Origin of the sequence: Polaromonas sp. SP1, from assembly GCF_003711205.1 — a bacterium.
GTDB lineage: Bacteria > Pseudomonadota > Gammaproteobacteria > Burkholderiales > Burkholderiaceae_C > Polaromonas.
The window spans coordinates 1185654-1197848 of sequence record NZ_CP031013.1 but is presented as its reverse complement, the minus strand read 5'-3'; the positions used below and the strand labels follow the sequence as shown (position 1 = coordinate 1197848).

Here is a 12195-nt window from a genome sequence, read left to right as displayed (position 1 = left end):
CTTTGCAAACTGACCTCATGAGCGTATCAAAGCGGTGCGGCGGCCGTGTGCGGGGCAAAAAAAAGCCACCTTGCGGTGGCTTTGGGAAGTACTCCTGTTGGAGGACGTCGTTGAGAGATCAAACAGAGGCTTTGCCAGCTGTATTTGTCTATTGTTATCAGGGCGCATTTCCCGGCTTTTTGGAGACCCTTGTGTTGTGACAGCAACGCAATAACTATCGCTGATTGCGTGCAATTTGGCTATTGCACAAATAGATGAGGCCAGTGACTTTAATCACGCAAAAACGACAACTTTTGGCTCTTTTCAGGGTCCAGGGGCCGATCTTCTTCATTGGCCATCAATGGGCGACCGGCAGCTCCACCACAAAAGACGCGCCGCCGCCGGGCCGCTCTTCGCAGCGCACGCTGCCGCCATGGCGCTGGCTGATCGATTTGACCAGGGCCAGGCCCAGGCCGACGCCGCCCTCGCGTTCGCTGGCACCGGGCAGGCGGTAAAACGGCTCAAAAATGCGCTCGCGCTGGTCGGCCGGGACACCCGGGCCGCGGTCGTGCACCTTGACGATGGCCAGCTGACGGTTGCCGGCGCGTGCCTGGGCCAGCTCCAGGTTGATTTCGCCGGTGCTGTAGCGGCGGGCGTTTTCGAGCAGGTTACGGATGAGCCGGCGCAAGAGGCGCGGCGAGCCCTGCACCGTCAGGCTGTGGCTGGCAGCGTCCAGGCCCATTCCGGCGCTGTCGCGGTTGCCCAGCTCGGCGCTCAACTCGGCGTTGACGCGGGCGCATTCTTCGGCAGCCAGGCCGGTCAGGTCCAGGCTTTCAAAAGGTTCGGCATCGGCCTGTTTGGCGTCCAGCCGGCTGGCCAGCAGGATTTCGTCGATCAGCTGGTCGAGTTCGGTGATGCTGCGCGAAATCTCTTTGCGTTGCGGCGAAGCGGCGTCCGTGCCCATCAATTCAAGCCCCATGCGGATGCGCGCCAGCGGGGAGCGCAGCTCGTGCGACGCGTTGGCGAGCAGCGACTTGTGCGACTCCATCAGGGTCTCGATGCGTTCGGCCGCGTGGTTAAAGCGTCTGGCCAGAAAAGCCACCTCGTCGGTACCGCTGGCATTGACGCGTGCCGACAGGTCGCCGGCGCCCCAGCGCTCGACGCCGCGCTGCAGGGCCTCCAGCCGCTGCGTCAGCCGGCGCATGACCGGGTAAGCGCCCAGCGCCACGGCCAGCCCGACCACCACCAGCATCCAGCCGAAACCGAAGGGCGGCTTGTTCCAGGGGCTGCCGCCCGGAGGCCGTTTGGGCCGCGGCAGCACCAGGTTCAGCGATTGGCCGTCTTTGGTCACGACGTCAAACTCCAGGCCGTCGCCGAGCTTGCGGTCAGGCTTGGTCTGCGCCGTGCCGATGACTTCGCCTCTGTCGTTGTGCACCAGCACCTCGCGGATCGGCAGTTGCGGCGGGTCGGCGCTCAGCCGCCAGGCTGCGCCCACGAGGAAGGTCAGCACCACGACGGTGGCGACCACCGCCAGCCATATCCGTACGTACAGGTGCGAAGTAAAACGGCCCCACATAAAAATCTAGTCCTGCTGCTTGGCGAACACGTAGCCGACGCCGCGCACGGTGAGGATGCGCTTGGGGTCCTTGGCGTCGGTTTCGATGGCGCTGCGGATGCGGCCCATATGGACGTCGATGGAGCGGTCAAAAGCCTCGAGCTCGCGTCCGCGCACGGCTTCCATGATCTGGTCGCGGCTGAGCACGCGGCCGGCGCGCTCGGCCAGCGCCACCAGCAGGTCGAACTGGTAGGACGTCAGCTCGCAGGGGGAGCCCGACACCGAGACCGTGCGCGCGTCGCGGTCGATCTCGAGCGAGCCGAAGCGCATGACCTTGTGGCTGCCGCTGGAGGCTGCCGCGCCGGTTTCCGCGCCGCGGCGCAGCACCGCACGGATGCGCGCCAGCAGTTCGCGCGGCTCAAAGGGCTTGGGCAGGTAGTCGTCGGCGCCGATTTCCAGGCCGACGATGCGGTCCATCGGGTCGCCCTTGGCGGTGAGCATCAGCACGGCCGTGTTGGCGGTGTCGCTGCCCTGGCCCTTGATGCGGCGGCAGACTTCCAGGCCGTCCATGTCGGGCAGCATCAGGTCCAGGATGACCAGGTCGGGCGTGCCGGCTTCGAGTGCGGCCAGGCCGCTGGCGCCGTCGGCGGCATGGGTAAAGCCATAGCCCGACTGGCGCAGGTATTCGCCCACCATGTTGGCCAGGCGGGCGTCGTCTTCAATCATCAAAAGCTGTTGGGTCATGGGAGGTCCTCTGTTGCAGGTGTGCCGCCCCGTGGGCGGAGCACAGTGAAGTTCATGGTGCGCTGCACACAAAAATCCCGCTTGAAGCCATCGTAAAGATACGGTAAACCGGGGCGGCAAGCCCCAGCATACTCCCTCGAACGGCAGGGCGGAGGCTTGTTTATTTGCTACCAAATTGATAGCTATAACCCAATGCTGCTATTGGGCTGGAGGCGGTTTTTGCCTTGAAGCCAAGGCCACCAGAACCAGCACCGGCAGGCCCAGCAGCGCGGTCGCGGTGAAGAAATGGGTGTAACCGTAGGTGTCTACATACTTGCCCGAATAGCCGGCCAGAAACTTCGGCAGCAGCAGCATCATCGAGCTGAACAGCGCGTACTGGGTGGCCGAATAATTGACGTTGGTCAGGCTCGACAGATAGGCGATGAAGGCTGCCGAGGCGATGCCGCTGGAGAGGTTGTCGGCCGAGATTACAAAGATCAGCGCGTTGACGTCATGCCCGCGCGTGCCCAGCCAGGCAAACAGCAGGTTGCTGCCGGCGCTGAGGATGGCGCCCAGCATCAGCACGCGCATCACGCCAAAGCGCATGGCCAGCGCGCCGCCCACAAAGGCGCCGGCCAGCGTCATGACGACGCCGTAAATCTTGGTCACCGCGGCCACTTCGTCCTTGGTGTAGCCCATGTCGACATAAAACGGGTTGGCCATGATGCCCATGACGACATCGCTGATGCGGTAAATCGCGATCAGTGCCAGGATCAAAAGCGCCTGTTTGCCGTAGCGGCGCAGGAAGTCGGCAAAAGGGTCGACCAGCGCGGTCTTGAGCCACTCCGCCGCGTTGCGCGCGCGCGGCAGCACGCGGGCGGCGGGCTCGGGCGACAGCAGCACGGTCGCCACGCCCAGCAGCATCGAGCCCGCCATGGCCAGGTAGGCCACCTGCCAGGCGCCGTGCTGGTAGGTGGCGGCGTTGCCCATTTCTGCGCGTGCGGCAATCCACAGCGCGCCGGCGCCGGCCCAGATCATGGCGATGCGGTAGCCCGTCTGATAGGCAGCCGCCAGCGCCGCCTGGCGCTGCGTATCGGCCGACTCGATGCGAAAGGCATCCAGGGCGATGTCTTGCGTGGCCGAGCCAAAGGCCACGGCCAGCGCGCACCACACCACGGGCTGCAGCGCCACCTTCGGGTCTGTGAGCGCCATGCCCACCAGCGCCGCGATGATCACCGCCTGCGACAGCAGAAGCCAGCTGCGGCGGCGCCCGAGCAGGCGCGTCAGCAGCGGAATCGGCAGGCGGTCCACCAGCGGCGCCCAGACCCATTTAAAGCCGTAGGCCAGGCCCACCCAGCTCAGGTAGCCGATGGTGGTGCGGTCTATGCCGGCCTCGCGCAGCCAGAAACTCAAGGTGCCGAACACCAGCAGCAGCGGCAGACCGGCGGAGAACCCCAGGAACAGCATGCGCAGCGTGGCCGCTTCGGCATACACGTGCCAGACATCGCGCCATGAACTTTTGGGACCGGTGGAAGGGGGGACGGGCAGTCCGGAGGAGGGGGTTTTGTCTGACATGGGCATTTCGTTTTGTGACTATTATTCACGCATGTGCTTTTTATGTGAGGCCAAACACTCCGCCTGGGCTGGCCGCCGGGCATTTCTGCTGGCGGCTGCGGGCGCTGCCGCGACCGCAGCCACGACCCCGCTGCGCGCGCAGGTGGATGTAGGTCCCTCCTCTCAATTGCGCAACCTCGTGCCAGCCGATGAAATTGAAGCGGCCGCCACGCAGGAGTACAGCAAGCTGCTGGCCGAGGCCCGCGCCAAGGGTGCACTTGCGCCGGCCGGCAACCCGCAACTGCAGCGCCTGCGCACCATCGCCGCCAAGCTCGTGCCGCAGACCGCCCAATGGAACGACCGCGCCAAACAGTGGCGATGGGAGGTCAACCTGCTGGGCAGCAAACAGATCAATGCGTTCTGCATGCCGGGCGGCAAGATCGCCTTCTACACCGGCATCCTCGACCAGCTCAAGCTCACCGACGACGAAGCGGCCATGATCATGGGCCACGAAATGGCGCATGCGCTGCGCGAACACGCGCGTGCCCGCATCGCCAAGAGCCAGGGCACCGGCACGCTGCTGTCGCTGGGCGCGCAATTGCTCGGCCTGGGCGACATGGGTGACCTGGCGGCCAATATCGGCACGCAGTTGCTGACCTTGCGCTTTAGCCGCGACGACGAAAAAGACGCCGACCTGGTCGGCCTGGAACTGGCCGCACGCGGCGGCTACAACCCGCAGGCGGCCGTCAGCCTTTGGGAAAAGATGGGGCAGGCCGGCGGCGGCTCCAGTGGCCCGAGCTTTCTGTCCACGCACCCCTCGGGCCCCGAGCGCATCCAGCAACTGCAGGCCAATGTGCCCAAGGTTCAGGGCCTGTACCAACGCGCCCGCGGCTGACCTGCCTCGCGCCTGGTGACCGGTTTGACGCAACGCGCCGCCTTCTTCACGCGCGCCTGGTGGCGGGGCTTCCGGCCTGCGCGAACGCGCATCAACAGCCGCGAGCGCCTGCGCATTGTCATCGGCTCGCTGCTGGGCATTTTTGTGACGGCGCTGCTGTGCCACCTGGCCGACAGAATGGTTCCCGGCCTGCCCTGGCTGGTGGCGCCGCTGGGCGCCAGCGCCGTGCTGGTGTATGCCGTGCCGGCCAGCCCGATGGCCCAGCCCTGGAACGTGGTGGGCGGCAACACCCTGTCGGCCCTTGTCGGCATTGCCGGCGTGCATGGCGCGCACCTGCTGGGCTCGCCTGAACTTGCGGCCGCGCTGGGTGTGGCGACGGCCATCGCGCTCATGCTGGCGCTGCGCTGCCTGCACCCGCCGGGCGGCGCGACGGCCCTGATGGTGATGCTGGGCGGCGTCTCCGACCCGATGTATGCCTTCTTCCCGGTGATGGTCAATTCGGCGCTGCTGGTGGCCGTCGGCATTGCCTACAACAACGCCACGCGCAGGCCCTACCCGCACACGCAACTGGCCGCACCAAGCCCTGCCGGCTCGGCTGCAGACCGGCAGCTCGACGCCGATCTGGACGCCGTGCTGGCGCGCTACAACCAGGTGCTCGACGTCAGCCGTGACGACCTCAAGACGCTGCTGGCCGAAACGCGATTGCGCGCCTACGACCGCAAGCTGGCTGAAGTGCGCTGCGCAGACATCATGTCGCGCGACCTTGTGACGGTGGAGTTCGGCACCTCCCTGGAGGAAGCCTGGGCGCTGCTGCGTGAGCGCCGCATCAAGGCGCTGCCCGTGGTGGACCGCTACTTTCGCATCGCCGGCATCATCACGCATGCCGACTTCATGCGTGCGGCCGAGCTCGACGTTTACACAGGCTTTGACGAAAAGCTGCGCAAGCTGGTGCGCAGCACACGCAGCGTGTACTCGGAAAAACCGGAAGTCGTGGGGCAGATCATGACGCGCAATGTGCGCGTGGCCAGCATGCAGCGCCGGCTGGTGGACCTGGTGCCGCTCTTCGGCAGCACCGGCCACCACCACATTCCCATCATCGGCGAGGGCGAGCGGCTGGTCGGCATTATTACCCAGTCGGATCTGGTCGCCACACTCGGGAAAGCCGTCGATCCGGCCTCCTGATGCGCGCCGGTTTGGGGGCGTGCAAGAGGTCGAAGGTATTCATTTGCCGCGGCCTGGAGAAGCCGGGTCGGTTGCTTAGCAGCCCATAAGGCCTAACGCTTGCGGCCGGCGTTTGCAGGCCGCTTGCAGCACACGGCAGAAGGCCTGCGGCGTGCGCCCAATCCTCGTACTTGTCCTACGCCGTATCTGGCGGGGCGCGCCGTAAGATGGGCCGCATGAGCCCTGTTCTCACTGCCCTTTCATGACGCGCAACGACCCGGCACTGCTGGCATTCCTGGAGGAGCAGCGCGCCGATTACACCCGCTCCCTGCCGCGCCGGCTTGAACAGGTGGGGCTGCTCTGGCAGCAAATCCTCAAGGGCGAATCGCTGTCCGAATCCCTGCCGGCTTTTGAGCGCCACGCGCACAGCCTGGCCGGTTCGGCCGCCACCTTTGGCTGGGCCGATCTGGGGCTGGCGGCGCAGGCTGTGGAGCTGGCCATCGAACCCCATGTGAGCTCCGGCGAGCCGCTGACGCCTGAGGCCCGCGCTGAAGTCGGCCGCGCCGTTGAAGAGCTGCAGCGGTGCTTTCCCGGCGCGACATGACTGACCGCCTTCGAGCCGCCCATGTCCTCGTCCACTGCCTTCCTGCTGAAGATCAAGATTGCCGTGATCGCCGGGCTGGTGCTGATGGCGGTGGTGGGCGCAGCGTCATACCTCACCATCAGCCGCCTGATGGAGACCACCCAGTCCCGCGTGCGCACGGAAGACACGCTGGTGGTGGTGGAGCGGGTCGTGTCGGGCATCAAGAATGCCGAAGCGTCGCTCAGGCAGTATTTGCTCAGCGGCAACCCCGCCGACGAGGCAGGTTTCGAAAAAGCACTCGCCGACCTCGCCAGCGCGACCGCGAAAGCCCGCGATGCCAACCTGATGCCCGAGCTTGCCGAACTTGACGAGCTGATCGCGCGCCGCACGGCGGTTGCCCGCCAATCCATCATTGCCCGCAGGGACGCCGGCCAGGCGGCTGCGGCGGCCATCCTGGGCGCCCCTGACAGCCGGCGCTCAAGGCAGCGCACCGACGAACTGCTGGAGGCCGCCCGCACCCGGGAAGCAAGGATCTGGAAGGACGCACAGGCCGGCGCCGAGCGAATTGGCCAGCTGGCGCAGTGGCTCATCATCGCAGGCGGTCTGCTGTTCTTTGCCATGCTGTGCTGGGTCGTCTATGTGGTCAAGCACTATGAAGAAGTGCGAAGGCGAGGCGAGGCCCGGCTGCGTGACAGCGAGGCCATGAGCCGCAGCGTCACCGAGGGCATGGTGGAGGCCGTTATCACCACATCATCGGACGATATCGTTTTGGAGGTCAATGGCGCGGCGCTGGAGCTCTTCGGCTATGAACGCGACGAGCTGGTGGGCCGCGACGTCTCGGAGCTTGTTCCGCAGCGCTTTCGCCGCCAGTACAAGGACTTCACCAACATGATGCGGGAGCGCCCCGGAGCATTCAGGATCTCCGGGCGGGAGGTGCTCGCTCTGCGCAAGGACGGCACGGAGTTTTGCGTCAGTGTGTCCTTCAGCGACGTGCAGGTGGCCGGGCGCCGGCTGTTCACCGCCATGATGTTCGACATCACCGAAAGCAAACGCGTCACGAAAGCCCTGCGTGCCAGCGAGTCGCAGCTGCGCCAGGTCACCGACACCGTGCCGGCCTTGATCGCCTACCTGGACACCGACGAGTGTTTCCGCTTTCACAACCGGGCTTACGAAGCAGCCTTCGGCCTGCGCTTCGAGCAGATCGACGGGCGGCCGCTGGCCGACGTGCTGGGCCCGCAGGTTTATGAGACCGTGCGCGACAAGGTGCGGGAAGTACTGGCCGGGCACACGGTGCGCTATGAGCGCACGCAGGTCACGTCGCAGGGCGAGCGCAAACATTACGCCATGCAGTACTTTCCCCGCTATGGCGAAGGCGCGGCGCAAGACCAGGTGATCGGTTTTTTCTCGCTGGGCACCGACATCACCGAGCTCAGGCGCATAGACCGCATGAAAACCGAGTTCGTGTCGACCGTCAGCCACGAGTTGCGCACACCGCTCACCTCCATACGCGGATCGCTGGGGCTGATTTCGGGCGGCGTGGCCGGCGAGCTGCCTGAAGCCATGAAGAGCCTGGTGGGCATTGCCAAAAGCAACTGCGAACGCCTGATACGCCTGATCAACGACATCCTGGACAGCGAAAAAATCGAGTCCGGCAAGCTGCGGCTGGACCTGCAGGTCGTGGACATCCGGCAGCTGGTTCAGCAGGCGCTGGCCGCCAACGAAGGTTTTGCCGGCCAGCACGGCGTGCGCCTCACCATGCAGGCGCCCGAAACGCCGCTGCATGTGCGCATCGACAGCGACCGCATGACCCAGGTGCTGACCAACCTGCTGTCCAATGCGGTGAAGTTTTCCCCGGCCGGGAGCCCGGTCGAGGTGCGCCTCTCACGCGTGGCGCAAAAGGTGCGGGCCGAGGTGGTCGACGCCGGCCCCGGCATCCCGGAGGAATTCAGCGCGCGCATCTTCCAGAAGTTCTCACAGGCCGATTCGTCCGATACCCGCCAGAAAGGCGGCACCGGCCTGGGCCTCAATATCTCCCGCGCCCTCGTTGAAAAAATGGGCGGCACCATCGGCTTCAGCAGCAAGCCGGGCGTCGGCACCACCTTCTTTTTTGAGGTGCCCGAGTGGACCAACCCGGTGCCGCTGTTGCAACCCCTGCGGCCGCAGGCGGCCTCGTCCCGCCCGCGCATCCTGATCTGCGAAGGCGATGCCGACGTCGCCAGACTGATCAGCATGATGCTGGGCAAAGCCGGCTTTGACTCCGACATGACCTACAGCGCCGAGCAGGCGCTGGCCTGCCTGGCCGGCAACACCTATGACGCGGTGACGGTCGACCTGAAGCTGCCCGGCCAGAACGGCGCGGCCTTTATCGGCCAGCTGCGTGACGACGAAAGGACGCGCCACCTGCCCGTCGTCGTGATCTCGGCCATGGCCGAGCAGGGCGAGCTGCAGTTCAACCGCAAACCGTACACGGTAACGGACTGGCTGAAAAAACCGATCGACGAGAACCTGCTGATTAACAGCCTGCGCCGCGCGGTGGCGGCGATGAATGCCGGCAAGCCGCGCATCCTGCATGTGGAGGACGACCTGGACATCCAGCGCATCACCGCCGCCATCGCCCAGGACTTTGCCAGCTTTGAATTTGCCGCCACGCTGGACGAGGCCAGGGCCCGCCTGCGCGAACACCCGTTTGACCTGGTGCTGCTGGACCTGGCGCTGGGCAGCCATTCGGGCTGGGACCTGTTCGAGGACATCGACAACCTCGACCCGCGCCCGCCCGTGATTGTCTTTTCGGCCGGCGACGTCGACCCGGCCGACGGCCGGCAGGCCGATGCGGTGCTGGTCAAGGCCCACACCTCCAACACCGAACTGCTCAATACAATCCAGCGAGTGCTCCAGACCCCCGGCAATCCCGGCCCGACCCGTCACCCAGAACCGAGTTGAACCATGACCACACCTCTGACCCGCATCCTCTATGTTGAAGACGAGCCCGATATCCGTGTCGTGGCGCAGATGGCGCTGGAGGCCGTCGGCGGCTTCACCGTGATCGCCTGCGCCTCCGGCCAGGAGGCACTGAACGCCGCACCCGCCGCCAGGGCCGACCTGCTGCTGCTCGACGTCATGATGCCCGGCATGGACGGCCCCAGCACGCTCAAGGGCCTGCGCGAGCTGCCCGCCACCGCCAACACCCCCGTCATCTTCATGACCGCCAAGGTGCAGGCCGCCGAAGTGGCGGTTTACAAGGGGCTGGGCGCGCTGGAGGTGATCCCCAAGCCGTTTGACCCGATGGAGCTGTCGGCGCAGATCCAGCGCATCTGGGCTGAACAGTCAGCGGCGTAACCGGTAGGGGTATTTAACCAGTGGGCAGCCGCGGGACTGGCTTTGCCAGACCGCAGGCGCCGCCCCCTCGAGGGGGGAGCAGGCTACACGAAGTGAGCCTGAACGGGGGTGGTTGTCAGAGCTTGAATTCATAGTCCACGCTCATCGGCGCGTGGTCTGAAAACCGCTGTTCCTTGTAGATGTGCTCGCTGCGCGCCAGTGCGGCAAATGCCGGTGTGGCCAGGTGGTAGTCCAGGCGCCAGCCGACGTTCTTGGCATAGGCCTGGCCGCGGTTGCTCCACCAGGTGTAGGCCGCGTCGGTGGTGGTGGGCTGCAGCTTGCGGTACACGTCGACGATGCCGCCGCCCCTGACGGAGGCGTCCGTGCGCTCCGTCAATTCATCGGCTGCTTCATTGGCCAGCTCGGCGTCGCGCAGGAGTTCGGTCATCCAGGCGCGCTCTTCCGGCAGGAAGCCGCTGTTCTTTTTGTTGCCCTTGAAGTTCTTCAGATCGATTTCCTGGTGGGCGATGTTGATGTCGCCGCACAGCACGAAGTCGCGCGTTTCTTTCAGCGCCAGCAGGCGCGGGTAAAACTCGGCCAGGAAGCGGAACTTGGCCGCCTGCCGCTCTTCGCCCGACGAGCCGCTGGGGAAATAGCAGCTGATGATCGAAAGCTTGGGGCTGTGCTTGCGGCCCGGCCGGTCAAAGCGCAGCTCGATGTAGCGGCCTTCGGCGTCGAATTCGCTCGAGCCGTAGCCCACGATCACGTCGGTGGGCTCGTGGCGTGTGTAGACGCCGACGCCCGAATAGCCTTTCTTCTCGGCGAAATGGAAATGGCCCTTCAGCCCGGCGATTTCTTCGAAGCGTCCGCTGATGTCGGCCGCCTGCGCCTTGAGCTCCTGCACGCAAATACAATCCGGCATGGACTGTGCTATCCAGTCCTGCAGGCCTTTGCTGGCTGCGGAGCGGATACCGTTGAGGTTGAGGCTGGTCAATTTAAACATGGGACTTCCAATGAGCACGGCAGGCGATAAAGGCAGTATGGGCGACAACAAGGACGGCACGCTGGCACAGGAATTTGTGCAGTTTGCCCTCGAGTCAGGCGTGCTGCGCTTCGGGCAATTCAAGACCAAGGCCGGGCGCATGAGCCCTTATTTTTTCAATGCCGGCCTGTTTGACGACGGGGCCAAGCTCGGACGGCTGGCGCAATTCTATGCGCGCCACCTGCTGGCCGAAGAGCAGCGCACGGGCCTCCAGTTCGACATGATTTTCGGCCCCGCCTACAAGGGCATCCCGCTTGCCGCCGCGGTGGCGGTCGAGCTGGCGCGGCTGGGCCGCAACTTCCCGTTTGCCTACAACCGCAAGGAAGCCAAGGACCACGGCGAAGGCGGCACGCTGGTGGGTGCGCCGGTCAAGGGGCGAGTGCTGATCATCGACGACGTGATGTCGGCCGGCACGGCCGCCCGTGAATCGATCGCCATCATCAAGGCCGCCGGGGCCACGCCCCACGCGGTGGCGCTTGCGCTGGACCGCCAGGAAAAAGCCACCGAAAACGGCGTGGATGTGAGCCACAGTGCCGTGCAATATGTTACGAATCAGCTGGGCCTTCAGGTTTGCGCGATTGCGCGGCTGACCGACTTGCTGCAGTATCTGTCGGTGCAGGGCAGCGCGCCGGGCGCTCCGGACTCGTTGTCCCTGAAGACCCACTACCAGGCTGTGCTGGCCTATCGCGAACGCTACGGCGTGGATTAAGGAATCGAAATTGCCCTTCCCCTTCCCTATAGCGCTGACGGTCACCTGGATTTCGCTCGCATGCCTGGCAGGCAATGCCTCGGCCCAGAGCATCTACACCTGCGTCGACGGCAAGGGCCGCAAGATCACGGCCGACCGCCCCATCGTCGAGTGCATTGACCGCACGCAGCAGGAACTTAACCGCACCGGCACCGTCAAGCGCCAGGTGGGGCCTTCGCTGACCGCGGAAGAACGCGCCGTGCAGGAAGAAAAAGACAAGGCCGCCGCGGAAGCGCGCGCGCGTGAGGTCGAAGAAAAACGCCGCGACCGCGCCCTGCTGCTGCGCTACCCCAGCCGCACCGTGCACGACCAGGAGCGCGTTGCCGCGCTGGCGCAGGTCGACGAGGTCATCAAGGCATCGCATAAAAGAACGCTGGAGCTGGCCGAGCAGCGCAAGGCCATCCAGGCCGAGTTCGAGTTCTACGCGAAAGACCCCGGCAAGGCGCCGCCGTCCCTCAAGCGCAAGCTGGAAGAAAACGACAACAGCTCGAACGTGCAGAAGCGCTTCATCCTTGAGCAGGAGCAGGAGAAAAAGCGCGTCAACGTGCGTTTTGACGAAGAGCTGGTCAAGCTCAAGCCGCTGTGGGCCCTGGCGGCCCCGCCGGCCGGCGTCAAGCCGGCGGCGAAGAACTGACCAAGC

11 protein-coding genes are annotated in these 12195 nt (G+C 65.3%); 7 read left to right on the top strand and 4 right to left on the bottom strand.

Features of this window, described 5'->3' with window-relative positions:
- Positions 1-337: 337 nt before the first annotated feature.
- From DT070_RS05760 to DT070_RS05750, 3 genes are all read right to left on the bottom strand, one after another.
- Positions 338-1555, bottom strand: a complete 1218-nt coding sequence (locus tag DT070_RS05760; protein ID WP_122954528.1) for an ATP-binding protein — start codon at positions 1553-1555, stop codon at positions 338-340.
- Positions 1556-1561: 6 nt separating this feature from the next.
- A complete protein-coding gene (locus DT070_RS05755; RefSeq protein WP_122954527.1) occupies positions 1562-2278 on the bottom strand; it encodes a response regulator in 717 nt (238 codons plus the stop codon).
- 198 nt (positions 2279-2476) lie between these two features.
- Positions 2477-3832 (bottom strand): MFS transporter, encoded by a 1356-nt coding sequence (locus tag DT070_RS05750; RefSeq protein ID WP_122957274.1) that lies wholly within the window; start codon positions 3830-3832, stop codon positions 2477-2479.
- Positions 3833-3863: 31 nt separating this feature from the next.
- On the opposite strand from DT070_RS05750, the gene DT070_RS05745 reads away from it, so the two are divergent.
- The 5 genes from DT070_RS05745 (at position 3864) to DT070_RS05725 (ending at position 9786) form a co-directional block, all read left to right on the top strand.
- Positions 3864-4706, top strand: coding sequence for a M48 family metallopeptidase (locus DT070_RS05745; RefSeq protein WP_122957273.1), 843 nt, complete (start codon positions 3864-3866; stop codon positions 4704-4706).
- 24 nt (positions 4707-4730) lie between these two features.
- Entirely contained in the window at positions 4731-5888 is a 1158-nt protein-coding gene (locus DT070_RS05740) for an HPP family protein (RefSeq protein ID WP_122957272.1), read from the top strand.
- A gap of 241 nt (positions 5889-6129) precedes the next feature.
- On the top strand, positions 6130-6471 hold the full coding sequence (locus DT070_RS05735; RefSeq protein ID WP_122954526.1) for an Hpt domain-containing protein: 342 nt from the start codon (positions 6130-6132) through the stop codon (positions 6469-6471).
- A gap of 21 nt (positions 6472-6492) precedes the next feature.
- Positions 6493-9390 carry a PAS domain S-box protein gene (locus tag DT070_RS05730; protein ID WP_122954525.1) on the top strand — a complete coding sequence of 966 codons (2898 nt, stop codon included), beginning with the start codon at positions 6493-6495 and terminating at the stop codon, positions 9388-9390.
- A gap of 3 nt (positions 9391-9393) precedes the next feature.
- Positions 9394-9786, top strand: coding sequence for a response regulator (locus tag DT070_RS05725; protein WP_122954524.1), 393 nt, complete (start codon positions 9394-9396; stop codon positions 9784-9786).
- A gap of 115 nt (positions 9787-9901) precedes the next feature.
- On the opposite strand, the gene DT070_RS05720 is transcribed toward DT070_RS05725, so the two are convergent.
- On the bottom strand, positions 9902-10768 hold the full coding sequence (locus tag DT070_RS05720; RefSeq protein WP_122954523.1) for an exodeoxyribonuclease III: 867 nt from the start codon (positions 10766-10768) through the stop codon (positions 9902-9904).
- Positions 10769-10778: 10 nt separating this feature from the next.
- Between DT070_RS05720 and pyrE the strand changes: the two genes are divergently transcribed.
- Positions 10779-11516: an orotate phosphoribosyltransferase gene (gene pyrE, locus DT070_RS05715; protein WP_194965956.1), complete on the top strand. Its 738-nt coding sequence runs from the start codon at positions 10779-10781 to the stop codon at positions 11514-11516.
- A 10-nt stretch (positions 11517-11526) separates the two neighbouring features.
- On the top strand, positions 11527-12189 hold the full coding sequence (locus DT070_RS05710; RefSeq protein WP_228778562.1) for a DUF4124 domain-containing protein: 663 nt from the start codon (positions 11527-11529) through the stop codon (positions 12187-12189).
- Positions 12190-12195 lie beyond the last annotated feature (6 nt).